Source organism: Rhizorhabdus wittichii (assembly GCF_017607425.1).
Lineage (GTDB): Bacteria > Pseudomonadota > Alphaproteobacteria > Sphingomonadales > Sphingomonadaceae > Rhizorhabdus > Rhizorhabdus wittichii.
Map to the genome: position 1 here is coordinate 3171247 of NZ_CP059319.1, position 14469 is coordinate 3185715.

At 65.9% G+C, this 14469-nt stretch carries 26 protein-coding genes and 2 other RNA genes; 10 read left to right on the forward strand and 18 right to left on the reverse strand.

Annotation, left to right across the window (positions count from 1 at the left end):
* Position 1 precedes the first annotated feature (1 nt).
* From HRJ34_RS14940 to HRJ34_RS14985, 10 genes are all read left to right on the forward strand, one after another.
* The gene (locus HRJ34_RS14940; RefSeq protein WP_208631651.1) at positions 2-298 is read left to right on the forward strand and encodes a hypothetical protein; all 297 of its coding nucleotides are present in this window, start codon (positions 2-4) and stop codon (positions 296-298) included.
* A 2-nt stretch (positions 299-300) separates the two neighbouring features.
* On the forward strand, positions 301-795 hold the full coding sequence (locus HRJ34_RS14945) for a hypothetical protein (RefSeq protein WP_208631652.1): 495 nt from the start codon (positions 301-303) through the stop codon (positions 793-795).
* Positions 796-817: 22 nt separating this feature from the next.
* The gene (locus tag HRJ34_RS14950) at positions 818-1075 is read left to right on the forward strand and encodes a hypothetical protein (protein ID WP_208631653.1); all 258 of its coding nucleotides are present in this window, start codon (positions 818-820) and stop codon (positions 1073-1075) included.
* 79 nt (positions 1076-1154) lie between these two features.
* Positions 1155-1589 (forward strand): hypothetical protein, encoded by a 435-nt coding sequence (locus HRJ34_RS14955; RefSeq protein WP_208631654.1) that lies wholly within the window; start codon positions 1155-1157, stop codon positions 1587-1589.
* Positions 1590-1636: 47 nt separating this feature from the next.
* Positions 1637-2344 (forward strand): glycoside hydrolase family 19 protein, encoded by a 708-nt coding sequence (locus HRJ34_RS14960; RefSeq protein ID WP_208631655.1) that lies wholly within the window; start codon positions 1637-1639, stop codon positions 2342-2344.
* Positions 2341-2601 (forward strand): hypothetical protein, encoded by a 261-nt coding sequence (locus HRJ34_RS14965; RefSeq protein WP_226948798.1) that lies wholly within the window; start codon positions 2341-2343, stop codon positions 2599-2601. The genes HRJ34_RS14960 and HRJ34_RS14965 overlap by 4 nt, the downstream gene beginning before the upstream one ends.
* A gap of 23 nt (positions 2602-2624) precedes the next feature.
* The gene (locus tag HRJ34_RS14970) at positions 2625-2999 is read left to right on the forward strand and encodes a hypothetical protein (protein ID WP_208631656.1); all 375 of its coding nucleotides are present in this window, start codon (positions 2625-2627) and stop codon (positions 2997-2999) included.
* Positions 3000-3040: 41 nt separating this feature from the next.
* Complete coding sequence (locus tag HRJ34_RS14975) at positions 3041-3304, forward strand: hypothetical protein (protein ID WP_208631657.1); 264 nt, start codon at positions 3041-3043, stop codon at positions 3302-3304.
* Between the two features lie 4 nt (positions 3305-3308).
* On the forward strand, positions 3309-3674 hold the full coding sequence (locus HRJ34_RS14980; RefSeq protein ID WP_208631658.1) for a hypothetical protein: 366 nt from the start codon (positions 3309-3311) through the stop codon (positions 3672-3674).
* Position 3675: 1 nt separating this feature from the next.
* Positions 3676-4464: a hypothetical protein gene (locus HRJ34_RS14985; RefSeq protein ID WP_208631659.1), complete on the forward strand. Its 789-nt coding sequence runs from the start codon at positions 3676-3678 to the stop codon at positions 4462-4464.
* 695 nt (positions 4465-5159) lie between these two features.
* Here the strand turns inward: HRJ34_RS14985 and HRJ34_RS14990 are convergent.
* The 18 genes from HRJ34_RS14990 to HRJ34_RS15075 all read right to left on the reverse strand — a co-directional run bounded on the left by HRJ34_RS14990 (position 5160) and on the right by HRJ34_RS15075 (position 14441).
* Entirely contained in the window at positions 5160-5987 is an 828-nt protein-coding gene (locus HRJ34_RS14990; protein WP_208631660.1) for an ATP-dependent DNA ligase, read from the reverse strand.
* A 32-nt stretch (positions 5988-6019) separates the two neighbouring features.
* Positions 6020-6583, reverse strand: a complete 564-nt coding sequence (locus HRJ34_RS14995) for a hypothetical protein (protein WP_208631661.1) — start codon at positions 6581-6583, stop codon at positions 6020-6022.
* Between the two features lie 50 nt (positions 6584-6633).
* Positions 6634-7278 carry a hypothetical protein gene (locus tag HRJ34_RS15000; protein WP_208631662.1) on the reverse strand — a complete coding sequence of 215 codons (645 nt, stop codon included), beginning with the start codon at positions 7276-7278 and terminating at the stop codon, positions 6634-6636.
* Between the two features lie 232 nt (positions 7279-7510).
* An RNA gene (locus HRJ34_RS15005) (hammerhead ribozyme type II) lies at positions 7511-7591 on the reverse strand.
* Positions 7590-7793, reverse strand: a complete 204-nt coding sequence (locus HRJ34_RS15010) for a hypothetical protein (RefSeq protein WP_208631663.1) — start codon at positions 7791-7793, stop codon at positions 7590-7592. Before HRJ34_RS15010 ends, HRJ34_RS15005 begins: the two co-directional genes overlap by 2 nt.
* A gap of 2 nt (positions 7794-7795) precedes the next feature.
* Positions 7796-8617 carry a hypothetical protein gene (locus HRJ34_RS15015; RefSeq protein WP_208631664.1) on the reverse strand — a complete coding sequence of 274 codons (822 nt, stop codon included), beginning with the start codon at positions 8615-8617 and terminating at the stop codon, positions 7796-7798.
* A 270-nt stretch (positions 8618-8887) separates the two neighbouring features.
* The gene (locus HRJ34_RS15020) at positions 8888-9442 is read right to left on the reverse strand and encodes a hypothetical protein (protein ID WP_208631665.1); all 555 of its coding nucleotides are present in this window, start codon (positions 9440-9442) and stop codon (positions 8888-8890) included.
* 143 nt (positions 9443-9585) lie between these two features.
* An RNA gene (locus HRJ34_RS15025) (hammerhead ribozyme type II) lies at positions 9586-9652 on the reverse strand.
* Complete coding sequence (locus HRJ34_RS15030; RefSeq protein ID WP_208631666.1) at positions 9652-9870, reverse strand: hypothetical protein; 219 nt, start codon at positions 9868-9870, stop codon at positions 9652-9654. Before HRJ34_RS15030 ends, HRJ34_RS15025 begins: the two co-directional genes overlap by 1 nt.
* A gap of 87 nt (positions 9871-9957) precedes the next feature.
* The gene (locus HRJ34_RS15035) at positions 9958-10185 is read right to left on the reverse strand and encodes a CCDC90 family protein (RefSeq protein WP_208631667.1); all 228 of its coding nucleotides are present in this window, start codon (positions 10183-10185) and stop codon (positions 9958-9960) included.
* A 408-nt stretch (positions 10186-10593) separates the two neighbouring features.
* On the reverse strand, positions 10594-11130 hold the full coding sequence (locus HRJ34_RS15040; RefSeq protein ID WP_226948799.1) for an SOS response-associated peptidase family protein: 537 nt from the start codon (positions 11128-11130) through the stop codon (positions 10594-10596).
* 134 nt (positions 11131-11264) lie between these two features.
* A complete protein-coding gene (locus tag HRJ34_RS15045) occupies positions 11265-11735 on the reverse strand; it encodes a hypothetical protein (protein WP_208631668.1) in 471 nt (156 codons plus the stop codon).
* Between the two features lie 6 nt (positions 11736-11741).
* Positions 11742-12197 carry a hypothetical protein gene (locus HRJ34_RS15050; protein WP_208631669.1) on the reverse strand — a complete coding sequence of 152 codons (456 nt, stop codon included), beginning with the start codon at positions 12195-12197 and terminating at the stop codon, positions 11742-11744.
* Between the two features lie 91 nt (positions 12198-12288).
* Positions 12289-12528 (reverse strand): hypothetical protein, encoded by a 240-nt coding sequence (locus HRJ34_RS15055; RefSeq protein WP_208631670.1) that lies wholly within the window; start codon positions 12526-12528, stop codon positions 12289-12291.
* Positions 12528-12995, reverse strand: a complete 468-nt coding sequence (locus tag HRJ34_RS15060) for an XF1762 family protein (protein ID WP_208631671.1) — start codon at positions 12993-12995, stop codon at positions 12528-12530. The genes HRJ34_RS15055 and HRJ34_RS15060 overlap by 1 nt, the downstream gene beginning before the upstream one ends.
* Entirely contained in the window at positions 12992-13165 is a 174-nt protein-coding gene (locus HRJ34_RS15065; protein WP_208631672.1) for a hypothetical protein, read from the reverse strand. Before HRJ34_RS15065 ends, HRJ34_RS15060 begins: the two co-directional genes overlap by 4 nt.
* Positions 13165-13443, reverse strand: coding sequence for a hypothetical protein (locus HRJ34_RS15070; RefSeq protein WP_208631673.1), 279 nt, complete (start codon positions 13441-13443; stop codon positions 13165-13167). The genes HRJ34_RS15065 and HRJ34_RS15070 overlap by 1 nt, the downstream gene beginning before the upstream one ends.
* Positions 13440-14441 (reverse strand): hypothetical protein, encoded by a 1002-nt coding sequence (locus tag HRJ34_RS15075; RefSeq protein ID WP_208631674.1) that lies wholly within the window; start codon positions 14439-14441, stop codon positions 13440-13442. Before HRJ34_RS15075 ends, HRJ34_RS15070 begins: the two co-directional genes overlap by 4 nt.
* Positions 14442-14469: the final 28 nt, after the last annotated feature.

Consider the following 14469-nt stretch of genomic DNA (forward strand, 5'->3'; position numbering starts at 1 on the left):
CATGACCGTCTATATCGAAAAGCCAGCCCAGAACCTCCGCGAAGAACTGGCCGCGCTGCGGGCGCAGGTTCGAGCTAGCGAGACGCAGGACTTCCTGTTCGCCGGCAACGGTACGCAGACCGCCTTTCCGCTGCCGCAGGGCTGGCGGCCGAAGCGGGTGTTCGTCAACGGCGCGCTGTTCCGGCCGGGCGCGGGCGAGGACTACACGATCAGCTTCGACGGCTTCCTCTACAGCGTCGTCATGGCGGTGGCCCCGAGCACCGTCGATGTCGCCATCGTTGCACAGCGGGATACCTGACCATGACGATCTTCATCCAGAAGGGCGATGTCGCGCTCGACTATCGCCAGGCCGTCAAGCGCGGGCTGCGTCATTTCGAGGCCGAGCGGGCGCAGTGGGAGCGCGAGCAGGGGATTGTCACCGATGATCCGGCCTATCTCGCCTGGGCCGAGCAGTGGATCGCCGACAACGCGGTGAACGAGGCGAACAACCTCTTCAACATCGCCCTGGCCGGTTATCGCGCCGCGATCGAGCGGCTCGCCCGCTACCGCCTCGCCGATGGTCGGCCGGCGATCATGGGCGTGGACGAGGATGGCGAGCCGATCGAGCTGGCGCCCGCCATCGATCCGCTGCCGGCGACGATCGAGCGGCCGGCCTATGATCCCGAGACGGGCGAGCCGGCCGGCATCGAGACGGTGCCGAACCCCGAGATCGTCGCCGACGCTGCCGAGCGGGCGGCGGCGCAGGCGATCGTCGATGCGGCCGACCAGGCCGTGAAGGATTTCGGCGCGGCATAGGCCGCCCACCAAGGAGGACATCATGAGCGAGAATGGGTTGAACAAGACGGAGCAGGCGCAGCTCGATCGGCTGCTCGCGAAGCGCGCGGCCGGCGGGTACGCGATCGTCGAGCAGCTTCTCGACGGCCCCGTCCAGGCGACGATCGACGGGTTGAAGGCGGCCGGCGAGGTCATCACCGATGCGGCTGATCTCGGCGAGATCACCGGCATGATCAACGTCCTCGTCCACAAGGGCGATCGCCTGCGCGCGCGCTGCGCCGAGATGAACGCCAAGGGCTGACCGCCCGCCTGTCCCCTGCTTCCCCACTGCCGTCCACCCAGCCCGCCTCGAGCGGGCGTTTTCATATCTGGAGACTGCCATGATCGACGCCGCGTCCGGCGGCGCGGTCCAGCAATGGATCGTGCTGTTCACTACCCTCGCCACCGGGATCGGCGGGGGCAGCCTGATCAAGGCGCTGCTCGACCACCGCCGCCAGAAGCGCGCGCAAACCGACGACGTCGCGCTCAGCCTGGTGGAGACGCTGAACGGGCGGATCGCCAAGCTCGAGCAGGACCAGGTGCGCGAGCGAGCGCTCTGCGAAGCCCAGATGGCCGTGCTCCGTCATCGCCTCAACAATGCGCTGCAGCTCTTCGAAGGGCTGCTGATGGTGATGGAGGCCGCCCCCGAGAAGGCGGCCGAATATGTCAGCAAGATCAAGGAGCGGCGTGCCCAGCAGGAGCAGGCCGAAGCCACCGAGAAGGCCGCGATCCAGGCCGCCTATCTCGCCGCATCCAACGCCCCCCCGGAGGAATGATCCTTGGGCCGCGGCACCCTCCCCCTCCCCAACTGAACGAGGTTGACATGATCGACTGGAAAACCGCCCAGAAGCGACTGGGGGTGACGCCCGACGGCGTACCCGGCCGCCTCACCTATTCCGCGCTCCTGCGCGTCGTCGGCGCCACTGCCAAGCCCGAGGTCATCGACGAGCTCGCCCGGGCGTGCATCGTCCACCTGCCCGCCTATCAGATCGATGCGACGCCGGCGCGCCTCGCGAACTTCCTCGGCCAGGGGAGCAACGAGACCGGTGGCTTCACGGTCTGGGAAGAGAATCTCCGCTACAGCGCGAAGCGGATCACCCAGGTCTGGCCGAGCCGCTTCCCGACGCTCGCGAGCGCGCTGCCGTTCGCCTGGGATCCGAGCGACCCCGACCGCGAGGACATCGCCCTCGCCAACAAGGTCTATGGCGGCCGCATGGGCAACGAGCTCAACGGCACCGACGACGACGACGGCTGGGACTGGCGCGGCTCCGGGTTCCTGATGCTGACCTTCCGCGCGAACTATGAGGCGGCCGAAAAGCGGCTGGGCCTCGGCATCCTGCAGCATCCCGACCTGGCGCGCTTGCCGGCGGTGTCACTGCTGATCGCCTGCGACTTCTGGCGGGCGGGCAACGTCAACGCCGCGATCGACCGCGGCGACCTCAAGGAAGCGCGCCGGATCACAAACGGGGGCGCGGTCGGGCTCGACAATGTCCTCGCTCTCGATGCGAAGCTGATGAGGATCCTCGGATGAGCATCATACCCAACAGCGACCACGGCGCCGATCTGATCCTGCTCGGCGTCATCGCCATCATCGTCGGCGTCCTCGCGGGCCTATCGATCCATGCCGGAGAGAAGGGCGAGGCCGCCGCCTATGTGGCGGTGTTCATGGCGATCATCTCGACGATCAAGGAACGCTGGACCCAGCGCAGCGTCGACCGGATGAGCGCGCAGCTCCAGCAGTCCGCGCCGGCGCCGAACCCGCCCAACGAGACCACCGTCCAGGGCTGAGGCCCATCACCAGGAGAAGTGCAATGCGAATTACCCGTTTCGCGGTCGCCGTCGCGGCCGTGTTGACCCTGTGCGCCTGCGTCGGCGAGCGCGTAGAATCCCCGGGCAACACCGCCCCTTCGAGCGCGACCTCCGTCATCGACCTGGTCACCGTCGAAGGCACCCGCAATCTCCTCCGCGCCGAGGTAGCCTATCGCGCCGCACTCAAGCTCGTGCTGCCGCGGCTCAAGGACCGAACGATCCACGGCGCCACCGCCCAGGCCGTGCGTGACGTCAACCGCGCCTGCACCACAGCCCTCAAGCTCGCCAAGCAGGCGAAGACCGCTTCGGAGATGGCCGCCCATGTCGCCGCGCTGACCCGCCAGACCGTGACGCTGCGATCGTTCGCGCCCGGCTGATCGCCGGCCGCCCCGCAACCCCGACCAAGAAGGACCATGCCATGAACATTTCCAAGATCATCACCCTGGCGCAGAACGCCAGCGCTCTGCTCAAGGTAGCGGCGGATCTGCCGATCGTCGGCGGCATCGTCGAGATCGCCACCAGCGTGATCGACGTCGCCACGGAGGCAGCCGAGGACATGCGGGCGGCTGGCCAGGCGGAGGGCCTCGACCAGCTCAACGCCATCCTCGAACCGCTCCACGCCGAGATCCTGTCGCTCTCAGCGGCGGTCGACGCCGCGGCGGCCGAAGCGGCGAAGGGCTGAGCCGGTGCCGGCAATCCCCGCCCGCATCGGCTTCGTCCTGCGCGAGTTCCGCACCGTCGAGGCGGTGAGCGCGCTGATGAAAGCGCGCTACGGCGACGTCGCCCGCGATCCCAAGGACGAGCCGTTCGAGAGCTTCTTCGATTCGTCGACCGACGCGCAGGCGCTGGTCAACGAGCGGCTGGCTCTGGTGGGCGACGAGCGCAGGCGCTTCTCAACCGAGGTGAAGGGGAGCCTCGCGCTCTCCTTCAACACCGTCACGCCGGCAGCCACGCTGATCGATGACGAGCGCCAGGCGAACATGCCCTGCGCCATCGTCGCGATCACCGAGGACGCCGGCAACGACAAGACCACCGTCATGCTCTGGGGGTGACATGGAAAAGCCTTTCGCCGTCGTTCCTCTTTCCCTCGGTACGCTGAGCTGCGGCAACCAGCGCAGCAACCGGCCGGCATCGCATCTGGGCGAAGTCGCGCTCACCGGCATGGTCTGGCAATCGACCGGCAACAGCAATCTGTGGGTGCGCGGCGACTTCGGCACGACCAAGCCGATCGACTTCATGTCGATGATCTGGGCCAATGCCCTGCCGGGCACCACGATCCGCCTGCGGCTGGGCGCGAGCCAGGCCGACGTCGACGGATCGTCCGCGCCCTATGACAGCACGGCGCGGCCCTTCATCTCGCCCGCGATCACCCGGGAGGACGGGCTCTATTCTAGCCACCTCGAACTCCCCTCGGTGCAGACCTATCGCTGGTGGCGGATCGACATCGGCGGGCACACCGGCGATTTCACCGCAGCGTCGCTGGTGCTGGGCAAGACGGTGCGGAGCGCCAACTTCTACAACCCCGGCTGGCAGATGGGGCCGGAGGACCTGGGGGAGATCGAGATCGCCCGCAATGGCGTGGTCGACGACACCCCCGGCCTGATCCTGCGCACGCTCGACTTCAAGATAAGCTGGGTGTCGGAGGTGGACTGGGAGACGCTGTGGCAGCCGCTGCTCCAGTATCTCGGCAAGCGACGCGTCGCGCTCTGGTGCTTCGATCCGGAGGCCGGTCCGTACCGACAGGGGCGGACCTATATGGGCTATGTCAGGCCCCAGCCGGCGACCGGCGGCGCGATCGTGCGCAAGTACGAGATGGATTTGAGCATCCTATCGATCATCTGACCGCGCATATTTCGACATCGGATTCCGGTTCAAGGCGCCGGGCGGCTGGGGGAGACCCCACCGCCCGGCGCTTTTTGCGTTTCAGCGCAGCTTGGGCGTGGTCAGGGCCCGTTCGAGCGGCCACCGCTCCAACCTTTGCCACATGCTGGACTGTGATATCCCGATACGAGCCGCCCACTGTTCTAGTAGGAGTGTCCGGCCGCCGAAGGTGATCGGCCGGTTGATGCGCCGATTGGCGGATTGTTCAGCACGGCTGGCCCAGCGGCAATTCCCCGGATGATAACCCTGATCATTGTCGATGCGCTCGATCGTATATCCTGCGGGCCGAGGCCCCATATCCCTAGCGAACGCCGGGAAATCGTCCCACCGCTGACAGACGCGAATGCCTCGACCTCCATAGAGATGATAATCTTCATAGGCAGGGTTGGAGCAGCGGTTCCGCATGCCCCTCCATATCCTGTACTCGGCCGTGTCGCGCCGTCCATGCTTGGTGTTAGCTCTGCCCTGGGCCGCGGCAGTTTCCTTGCGGTAGCAGCCGCATGACCGTTTTTCCCCGGACGACAGTCTGGAGCTGAGCGCCAAGGCTTCGTTGCCGCAGTCGCATCGGCATACCCAGTATCCCCGGCGATCGACGACGCGCCATCCGACCAATTCGAGCCGGCCGAAACGGTCGCCGACGCGATGAGCGCGCGACGTCACGAGAGCCCCCTATCCAAGCGCAGCCGAACATAGCGCCCGTGCCGCAACTTGCCCGTCTCGGTCCGCTCCATCGCCTCGACCTCGACCAGCATCCCCGGCAGGCTCTCCCGCCGCAGCCACAGGTCGAACCGCTCGCGATCGGTGAAGCCCTGCGCGACCCGCACCCGCTCCCCGTCCAGGTCGCCGATGATCGCGCCCAGCCGGTCGGGGTGCTCGGCCTGCGCCACCGTGTCGACGATCCGCACCTCATAGGTGTTGATCCGCTTGATCCGCTGCCAGTTCCTCGACCGGCCCAGCCGATAGGTGGAATTGGCATGCTTGAGCACGACGCCCTCGCCGCCGGCGTCCCAGATCGCCTCCGCCGCGCGCCGCGCGTCCTCCGCGTCGTCGATCCAGCCCCACGGCATGGGAACGATGCCCGCCGCGCCGAGCGGCTCGAACATCTCGTCGACCCGCTTGCGCCGCGCGTGAAGCGCGTGGCCAACGTCCTGCCCGCGCCAGACCCGCATGGGCATGACATCGAAGACATGGAGGGTGCCGGCGTCGCCGCGCTGCCCCCGGCTGCGGAAATGGCGCAGGGTCTCGTCGAAGGTGCCGACGGTATATTCGCCGTCGACGAACAGCGGCACGGCCCCGTCGCGGTCCAGCCAGCGCAGGGCGTGGGCGATATGCCCGGCACCTTCGATCGGCGCGCCCTCACGCGTGACGAGCTGCCCGTCGATCCATAGCGCGCGGATACCGTCGAGCTTCGGCTCGAGGATGCACCCGCCGGCTGGCACCTGGCCGTTGAAGTCGGCGACGAGCTGGCAGAGCTGCCCCGCCATGGGGCCGCGGGGGAGGAGAGCGGGGTGCATGTTCATTCCCCCTCTCCGTCCAACTTGCCGTTCTCCCGATCCCGCCGGAACGCCTCGCGGTCGAACCAGCGCAGCACCGACAGCAGGGGGAGCTTGACCGGCGTCCCGTTCTTGAGCGCCGCCCGGATCGTGGATTCGCCGATGTCGAAATCACGCGACAGCATGCGCAGCAGCGTCGTTCCCTCATCCGGCTGGCCATAGAGCCAGGTCAATGCCTCTTCGTCCGTCTTGGGCAGCGCGAACGAGCGGGGAAGCCCCGTCACCTCGTCCCGCCCATGATCGCGCAGCCAGTTCCGAGCCTCCTCGATCGCGGCGCGGGCCGGCGCCGTGTCGTCGAACAGGCGAACCACCTTCTCGAAAGAGCCGCCGCTGATCCGCTGGACCTTGTCGACCTGGCCGGCGATGCGGCTCTTGCCGACGAGCTCGGACAGGAACGGCCGGCGGCGCCACCGCTCCTCCGTCAGGAACCAGACCGCGAGCTCGGTCCAGTGCGTCTTGCCCTCCTCATAGGTGGAGAAGAAGCCTATGCGCTCCGCGCGGCTGGTGTCGATGTCGTTGGGGTTCATGTCGCCGTCAGCATGAACCGGCGGCGCAGTGCGCGCAATAGTTGCGTGGGTCATTGGTCGCGGCCCTCCGCCTTGGCGATGGCTGCCCGAGCGATTTCGCCTAGGCAGTCGTCCGAACACGGTTCGTCGAGCTGCGCGCCGCCAATCTCCCAGATCGAAACGAAGGCTGGTTCCGTGGTCCCGTCGTCCTGCGGGATATCCCAGATGACCGAATCATCCGATGCTTCTTCGGTGTCATGGTCGATCACCGTGACGTTGACCGGGCGGCTGGCTGAGATCGCCTGGACGTATCCGCCCTCAAGCGTAACGCGGACAATCGGTACCGGCGGCTCGGCGATGTCGCATTCCTCGATCCAGATATCGCTCTCGGAAACCTCACCGAAATAGTGGGCCGGGCTGTCGTATCCGAAGACATGCTCTCCCTTGATGGCGGCGCGAGTCTCGTCGCTCAGTTCTTCATCGGCGCCGGTGATCCTCGCCAGTTGGGCGGCTTGGAGGCGATCCTCCCATCGGCCGCTGGCAGGCTCGACGAAGTGAGGCCGTTCAATCTCATTGTCGAGATCGGCGATAAGCTGGTCCACCAGTTCGCCCGCCTTCGCATCGGCGGTGGCTTTCGTCCAATGCAGCGACGTTGCTACGCCGGGCACATACCAATGCTCACCTTTGACGACGTAGATTTTCATGTCAGCGCCCATTTGGGTTAGAGGGGCAGGGCTGAGCGTCGATCAAGGAGCGGACGGCAGCGCTGTGATATACGGCTTGTCCCCGTTTTTCGATAACCCGCGTAGCGCGGCCGATCTCAGCTAAGGAAGGACCGCCCGACGTGGCGCCGGCGCCGATCGCGAAATGTCCGGCCCACTGGACCGCAGCGGATAGCACGTAGAGTTCGTGCGCTGTGAGAGGTTGCACGTTCATATTGTTCCTTTCGATGGCCTGCCTCATCAGCGCCCGGTCGGCCTGTCCGGGCGGACGCTCCCCACGCGGCTGGCGCGCGGGGGCGTTTCGGCTATTGGATGGCGGTGATCGCCTCGCGCAGGGCGGCACATGCCTCCCCGAGCTTGTCCGCCGCCGCCTCGATCGCGTCGTAGGCCGGGCTGTCGTCGTAATCGCCCTTCATCAGCATGACGGTACTCTCGTGGCCCTGCAGCTTGCCTAGGATGATGGACAGGCGGATGTGGTCGCCTTGGCGGCTGGTCGCGTGGTTCGCCATGATCAGCCCTCCACCGTCACGCCCATGCGGGCGAGGAGCCAGCGCGCATCGGCGAGCGCATCGTTCAATGTGTCGTCGGCCGCATCGGCGACGGCGTCATTGCCGGAACTACGATCCGGCGACGCGACTGCGCGGGACAGGGTCTCCAGCCGCTCTGCCAGTTCAGCGGCGATGTCCTGTGGGGCCACGAGTTCCGACGGCTTAGGCGCGGACTTCACCGGTGCATCAGGCCGGACAAACGGCTGTCCATCGCTCCAATCGAGGCTTGCCAACCATGCAGGGACAAACTCCCAGTCAAAGCAGCTATCGTAGCCTTCCGTCTCGGTGGCGCGGACCCAAGCGGTATGGCAGTCTGGCGCGAGGTCGAGCATCCAGCGGCGGACCTCACCATATCCAATGTTCTCGCAGGAGAGTTTTGCGGAAGCTTGCCAACTGTCGTCCGGCTGGGCATCCCCCCGCACAGCGTCTAGGACTGCCTCCCACAGGCATTGGGCCGCCTCGGTCAAGTCGTGGCTCGTGATCGGTCCCCGCAGTGTGCTTCGGCCGCTCAACCCGTATTCGAGCATCAGGGCCTCTGCGATGCAGTCGGCGGCCCGCTCGGTTGCGAAGTCCGCCACACACTCCGCAATCCCCTCCGCGTCGATCAGGTAGACGCCCCAGAAATGAGGCAGGACCCCGTCGCCCCGAATATGGGCGTGACATCCGTCATGATCCTGCGTCACCGGGCGCACCTCGACCGCCCTATAGCGGTTGGGGTCAAAATTGGTCCCGATCGGGTCAAATAGACCCCCGGTCATCCAGGGCGCGTTGTTCAGAGCATTCATGTCATTCCTTTCACGGGCAGGCTCATCAGCGGCTGGATGCCCATCCCAGCCGGACGCGCGCGCGGCGGACCGCGCGGCGTTTCGCCTAACTACGTTCGCGGTATCGCTTGAGGGTGCGCTCCCAGCCGCGCAGGCGCCTCTTCTCGGCTGGCGTCATGCCTTCTGTGGAGCATTCAGCCCAACTCCTTAGATCTTCGAGCGCATCGTCTAAGGCGTCAGCAAGGGCATCAGCGGTACGGCGCGCTACAGAGTTTACTTTCCGCGCCATGCTCACGCCCCCCGATCCATATGAAGCGCGCGGGTGATATCCTTTATGACACTATCCATAGAGATAGCTTGTCCGGTAGCGGTCCGGCCCCAGACGACGAGGCCGGATATGTCGTGGCTTACGGCCTCGCCGCGCTCGCGCAGTTGCTCCGCCAGCCAGTCCGACACGATCCAATGTTCATAGACTTCGTCGCCCGCCGGCTGGTCGGCGCCGAGGTCGGCGAAGCCGGCGCGCCATGCGTCGACAGCCTTGGGAAACGGATCGCTATCGCTGTCGTCGCCGATCAGCGACCAGACAAAGCCGCCGGTGGCGAGTTCCTCGACCTTGAGGGAGCGCAATTCCTCATCGCCGGCATATTCTGCCGCCTCCCGGTAATTGTCGGCGTCGGGCGCCTTGAAATTGACCGCGTACAGCTCGTCCGGGTCAATGCCGTCGCTCCCGTCCCACTCGCGCGCGGAAAGCGTCGAGATCAGGCCGGAAACGCAATAGATCACCTCGCGTTCGACAAGGCGGCTGGCGAGCTCCTGCAGGGCCGCCTCTGGCGTGATATCCATCATCCGCCCTCCCTTAGAGCTGGCCGGGGAAAGCGAGGCACAGCAGTGCCAGCGCGGACTTGAAGCGGCGTTCGCTGCGGCGGGTCATGCGGCGGCCCTTGGCCTCCGCAGTGCGGGTGCGATCACGAGACATAGGTTTCTCCGTTCGTGGGCGGGCTCATCAGCGCGCGCTCGCCCATGGCGCGCGGACCGGGCCGGAGCCCGGTTTCGCCTTACGGAAGCAGCAAATCCCAGCCGTCCGCGCGGATATCGTTCATCAGGTCGCGCATGTCGCGCGGTTCAATAATCCAGCCCTCTTCGTCGCCCAGCGGGGCCAAGGGTGCCGCTTCTTCCCCGAACTGGTTGGTGAAGGCCTCGCGCGCCTCCGAGCTAACCGGGATCAGCCAGCCGCCACCGAACGTGGACGGTATGAATTTCAGATCGACGCTCATCAATCGTTCCCTTCAAGCCCTGCCATCATCAGGCGCCGCTTGGGCAAGCTGCGACGCGACCGGGCGAGCTGGTCGCCCGGTTTCGGCTCAATGAAGGGAGATGAGCAGGCCCAGAACGGCCGTGCTGATGGCCAAGCCTGCGGCGAGGAGCGCACCCACGCGGATGGTGACGCGATCAATAGCCGCGTCGAGATCGGCCTTGGTGACCAGGTCGGCTGCGGCCTTGCCCATGCCCGCCGCAATAGCATCAGCCTGCGCGCGCTTGAAGCCGGCCTGTTCAAGGCTCTGGGAATAGGTGAGAGTGTCAATGCCCATCGGGCTATGTCCTTTCGTTCCAGCCGGGGCCGTCGCTCAATGCGATCGGTCGGCGAATCAGATAAAGACACAACTCAACGATCCGCGCAATAGTTGCGTGGCCATGCACGCAAATATTTTTGCGATCATCCATCCATCAACTGATGACGGGCGCGCGGGTCCTTCCTGGCGCGCCCGCGGGCGTAAGCGGTTGGGAACCGCATTTTTTCGACGAGATCGCCGAATCGACTATGCGGATTGTATCAATTTCGAGAGCACGGTAAGAAAATCGTGTGAGGTACAGTGCTGCGACCGAGGCCGATCGTAGATTCTCGCAGCCGGATTGGCAGACGACAGCCGGATAGGCCGGAGGCACGCTTCGACGGGGACGCCTGACGATCGAATGCCAAGCCGACCGATTCCGGCGCCTTACCCCTTTGGCCAGACGGTCGCGACTTCCATCATCTGCGACGGGAATGGCTGCGCCAGGTTGCACGCAGCATCGAGGTCGCCGGTCAGCCACGCCTCGTAATCTTCGGGATGGAGGATGACCGGCATCGCCTTCGGGTGCAGCGGCGCCACCAGCGCGCACGGTTCGCAGGTCAGGAACGCATATTCGCCGCCGCGCCAGATCCCGGCGAATGCGCCCACGGGATAGGCCGGCAGCTTGAACCAGTGCTCACCCTTCTTGCCAAACTCCGGGTGCGGATCGAGCGTCGGTTCGGCGAAGGTGGTGAACGGCACTAGGCAGCGCTGTTCGGGCTTCGCGAGCGTCGATTTCCAGAAAGGGCTAGAGAGGTTGCGGACGTTGGTGACGGCCTTGTCGAGCATCTTGCCCGAGGCGCCCTTGATCTTGGTCGTGATGCCCCAGGAGCGAACATCGGTCGCGATCTTGCCGGCCTCTTGGCGAACGATGAGGCCCTTGCGCTTCGGGTAGACATCGCTGGCGAAGGGTTCTTCTGGCATCGACAGCGACCATCCGATGTACTCGCGCCAGCTCGGGATCGCGTCCGGGTTGGTTCGGTAGTGGTTGCAGATTTCGGCCTCCCTCGGTCGTCATGCCAATCTGCGCGCTCCGGTTGGCTCAGGCAAGTTAAGGACTATCCCCTCCTCCTGATCAGCTCCCGCCGCTCCTCATCCGTGCAGACCGCCCATAGCAACTGATCGATCCCGCGCGGTGGTGGGTCGAGCCGGAAGTCGCGCCCGCGCAGCAGAGGCACCACCTTCTCCCGGCCGAGCTTCTCCGCCGATCGGCGCGCCGCGTCGGCCCGCATCCATTTCTCAACCTGTTCCTGGGTCCACAGCGGGCGCATCACGCCGCCCTGGTAGAAGAAACGGTTCCAGCCCCGGCAGCCGCGCGTCAGCTTGCAGCGGGCCCGCCTGTTCACCAGCGAGAAGTCGGCCCCCTTGCGCGCAATGATCGCGTCGAGATCGACGTCGCGCCACTGTTTACAGATGTCGCAACTGACCTTCACCGAAAAGTGCTCGGGCTTCTCGTCCCGGGTCTGTTTCATCGAGCCGACCGTGCTCGTCCAGGCAGGAAAAACCGCCTGCCCACGCCCGCTGCCCATAGGTCATCAAGCCGCCTCGATGTCGGCCGCGGTGATTCGGATCAGGCGCTTGCCGTCCAGCTCCTCGACATCCTGGATCGTCTTCTTGTGGCGCAGGATGACGGTGATGACCTCGATCTGGTCGTTGAGGATCGACGCCGGCGGCATCATTTGGCGGTGGCCGCGCAGGAGCTCGAGCGCGCCCTTCTCCAGACGGACGATGTTGGAGCCGTCGATCAGGTCGTAATCGGCAAGCGGCACGCTCTCGGCCGTCATCGTGTCGAACAGGTCGGGGCCATAGAAATGCTCGTCCGTCTCGATTCGGGCGCTGGCGCGCTGCGGCGCCGGAAGGGATCTGGCCGCGGCGATCGCGCCGGCCAGGTCGCCACGGTACAGGGTCTCGACCTGCGGATCGGTCTCATAGGTTTCGCGGGCGCGCGTCTTCGCGCCGTGGTGCGTGCGCACCAGCGTTGCTGTGCTCATGATCGTGTCCATATGCGGGCGCCGTCGCCCGACTCGTGTTGGGGTGTGATTATGAGAACATTAAACGAACAACGGAGTCAATAACGGGTCATCACCCCTTCGCCCGCCGCGCCGCCCTCTCCGCATCGATCAGCTCCTGCCCGATCTTCGTCGGCAGGATCTTGACCGCCCAATATCGCTGAAAATCGGCCGGCGTGATCGTCGCGAGCCGCTCGTCGCTCAGCTTGCGCAGGATCGTCTCGACGTAGGCCGGGGTGTAGGGGTAGCTCATGGCGAGCCTATTATCCGCGCCGATGCCGCGGGTCGAGAGGCGGTTGCGGGCGGTGGTCATCAGGCCGGGATCTCCGGGAGCGTCCACGACCAACGAACCTTGTCCTCGGCCTCGATCGACCGCGCAGCACGCCGCCGGCTCGGCCGGTTCCATGATTCGGCGTCGACGGTCGCCTCGCGGACGGCACCAGTCGCGCGCAGGCTCGCGCCGCTTTCCCGCGCCAGCGTGTAGGTCAGCAACCGCGTACCGCCCATCTGCTGCCAGATGCGCTTGCACCGCGCCTCAAGGCGGGAGCAGGCATTGCGCGGCGCCATCGGCGAAACGCAGCATCGGAGGAGTTCGGCAGCGCCGGGCCGTTGCAGCATGCGCGCCACCGGGCGCCCGACGATCGCAGCACCGACGAGCTCGCCGCCGACCTCCAGCCCGATCGCGAACTTCCCGCCGTCGTTCGACGTCCTGGCGCTGTGTCGATGGTGCTGTTCGACGAAGTCGTTAGCCTCGCGCAGGGTCAACGGGACGATCTTCATGGCCTCCGCCTTGCCACCTGCGCCGGCCGATACGGGAACAGCGCGAGCTGGAAGCCCTCGGCCGGATAGCGCGCGTCCAGCAGCAGGCAGACCGGGCACCGGCAGCGGAGGAGGTCGAATCGGTCGGCCTGGATGACGATGGCACTGGCGATGGTAGCTTTGGGTGCCATCAGTCCACCAGGTTCGTGAACGGCACCTTCAACTCGCGCAGCATGGCGCGGATCAGGCGGCCGGTTGAGGGCTCGAGCGATTCCAGGTCGATGATGAGCGACTTGCGCCGGACGTTGACGACGTGCTCGATCGTCGCGTTCTGCTCGTGGCACCGATTGCAATAGCGCGTCCGGCGATGGCCGCCCGGGCACGGATAGCTGCGCGCGACATAGGTACGGGTGAGGTTGTCGCCGCAATGCGGGCAGTTGAGCCCGACCTGGCCGGCGGGGGTGGTCATCCCGCCACCCCGAAGCATGCGCAGCCGGCATCGCCCGGCTCGTACTCGTAAACCGTGCCCGGCTCGGCGATTAACCTCTGGGCGAAGGCGTCCAGGGTCAGAACCTTCTTGCCATCACCGCCGCGGCGATCGGTGAGCATCGAGACCTCGGCGCCGAGGAAAGCGCCCACCTTCCGCTCCATCATCGCGTCGTAGGCGAAACGCTCAGGCTGCACCTTGAAACGGTTGGCATAGTGGGCCTGGCCTGCCTTGCAGCAGAATCCGCCGCAGTTCCCGTGACCGTAGCCCATGCCGTAGAGCCGGCAGCGGCGAAGGCCGAACGTCTCGATCGGCGCCATGAAGAAGCTGGGGAAGTCGGACGGGTCAGTCAGCAGCGGCGCGTCGTAGATCCAGCCGTCTTCAGCCGTCCGAGGGCCGATACCCCTGCCCTTTCCATCGTCGTACCGATGGGCCTCATGATCACCGATGCCGACCGAGAACACATCAGGCGGACCGAACAATTCACCGATCCGGCGACAATTTCCCGATCGCCATGCATCGGCCATCTGGCGCTTGAGGATTTTCGAGCACGGATCGACAGAGCTATTGCCCAGGAACCGTTCGTCGCGGAACACCTCCCAGACGTCGCGGCCCTCGACGAGCCAGACGAGCTCGGGGATGGCCTCCATCGTCCGCGCCCGCAGATCCGCGAGGAAAGCGCGCCATTCCGGATTACCCCGATATTCCTCGATCGGCACGTCCTCGGCGACCCGATAATCGGGGAAATCTTCGGCACGGACGGTCCAGTTGAGCCGGCGATCGAACACATCGGCAGCGGCCTCGATCAGAAAGCGGTAGGTGTCGGCGTCCTCATAGAGCGTGTCGGTGAAGACGAGGCCGAGCGGAGCCTCCGGATGCCGCGCGCGGACGATCTTCGCCGCGCGGTAAGAGCCCTCCCCGCCGCTGAACATGACGAAGCGGCGGCTGTCGGGCTCGGCGAGATGAAGCAACCCGCTCACCCTTCCCACCCGAACATCTTGTTGATCT

Excerpts from the sequence above, each read along its gene's own strand:
- HRJ34_RS15020 (WP_208631665.1), bottom strand. The coding sequence starts at position 9,442 with ATGATGGATATCACGCCAGAGGCGGCCCTGCAGGAGCTCGCCAGCCGC.
- HRJ34_RS14995 (WP_208631661.1), bottom strand. The coding sequence starts at position 6,583 with ATGAACCCCAACGACATCGACACCAGCCGCGCGGAGCGCATAGGCTTC.
- HRJ34_RS15055 (WP_208631670.1), bottom strand. The coding sequence starts at position 12,528 with ATGACCACCGCCCGCAACCGCCTCTCGACCCGCGGCATCGGCGCGGAT.
- HRJ34_RS14970 (WP_208631656.1), top strand. The coding sequence starts at position 2,625 with ATGCGAATTACCCGTTTCGCGGTCGCCGTCGCGGCCGTGTTGACCCTG.
- HRJ34_RS15050 (WP_208631669.1), bottom strand. The coding sequence starts at position 12,197 with ATGAGCACAGCAACGCTGGTGCGCACGCACCACGGCGCGAAGACGCGC.
- HRJ34_RS15035 (WP_208631667.1), bottom strand. The coding sequence starts at position 10,185 with ATGGGCATTGACACTCTCACCTATTCCCAGAGCCTTGAACAGGCCGGC.
- HRJ34_RS14990 (WP_208631660.1), bottom strand. The coding sequence starts at position 5,987 with ATGGCGGGGCAGCTCTGCCAGCTCGTCGCCGACTTCAACGGCCAGGTG.
- HRJ34_RS15070 (WP_208631673.1), bottom strand. The coding sequence starts at position 13,443 with ATGACCACCCCCGCCGGCCAGGTCGGGCTCAACTGCCCGCATTGCGGC.
- HRJ34_RS15040 (WP_226948799.1), bottom strand. The coding sequence starts at position 11,130 with ATGCCAGAAGAACCCTTCGCCAGCGATGTCTACCCGAAGCGCAAGGGC.
- HRJ34_RS15000 (WP_208631662.1), bottom strand. The coding sequence starts at position 7,278 with ATGGGCGCTGACATGAAAATCTACGTCGTCAAAGGTGAGCATTGGTAT.
- HRJ34_RS14950 (WP_208631653.1), top strand. The coding sequence starts at position 818 with ATGAGCGAGAATGGGTTGAACAAGACGGAGCAGGCGCAGCTCGATCGG.
- HRJ34_RS15010 (WP_208631663.1), bottom strand. The coding sequence starts at position 7,793 with ATGGCGAACCACGCGACCAGCCGCCAAGGCGACCACATCCGCCTGTCC.
- HRJ34_RS15045 (WP_208631668.1), bottom strand. The coding sequence starts at position 11,735 with ATGGGCAGCGGGCGTGGGCAGGCGGTTTTTCCTGCCTGGACGAGCACG.
- HRJ34_RS14940 (WP_208631651.1), top strand. The coding sequence starts at position 2 with ATGACCGTCTATATCGAAAAGCCAGCCCAGAACCTCCGCGAAGAACTG.
- HRJ34_RS15065 (WP_208631672.1), bottom strand. The coding sequence starts at position 13,165 with ATGGCACCCAAAGCTACCATCGCCAGTGCCATCGTCATCCAGGCCGAC.
- HRJ34_RS14975 (WP_208631657.1), top strand. The coding sequence starts at position 3,041 with ATGAACATTTCCAAGATCATCACCCTGGCGCAGAACGCCAGCGCTCTG.
- HRJ34_RS14985 (WP_208631659.1), top strand. The coding sequence starts at position 3,676 with ATGGAAAAGCCTTTCGCCGTCGTTCCTCTTTCCCTCGGTACGCTGAGC.
- HRJ34_RS15060 (WP_208631671.1), bottom strand. The coding sequence starts at position 12,995 with ATGAAGATCGTCCCGTTGACCCTGCGCGAGGCTAACGACTTCGTCGAA.
- HRJ34_RS14945 (WP_208631652.1), top strand. The coding sequence starts at position 301 with ATGACGATCTTCATCCAGAAGGGCGATGTCGCGCTCGACTATCGCCAG.
- HRJ34_RS14960 (WP_208631655.1), top strand. The coding sequence starts at position 1,637 with ATGATCGACTGGAAAACCGCCCAGAAGCGACTGGGGGTGACGCCCGAC.
- HRJ34_RS14955 (WP_208631654.1), top strand. The coding sequence starts at position 1,155 with ATGATCGACGCCGCGTCCGGCGGCGCGGTCCAGCAATGGATCGTGCTG.
- HRJ34_RS15015 (WP_208631664.1), bottom strand. The coding sequence starts at position 8,617 with ATGAATGCTCTGAACAACGCGCCCTGGATGACCGGGGGTCTATTTGAC.
- HRJ34_RS14965 (WP_226948798.1), top strand. The coding sequence starts at position 2,341 with ATGAGCATCATACCCAACAGCGACCACGGCGCCGATCTGATCCTGCTC.
- HRJ34_RS15030 (WP_208631666.1), bottom strand. The coding sequence starts at position 9,870 with ATGAGCGTCGATCTGAAATTCATACCGTCCACGTTCGGTGGCGGCTGG.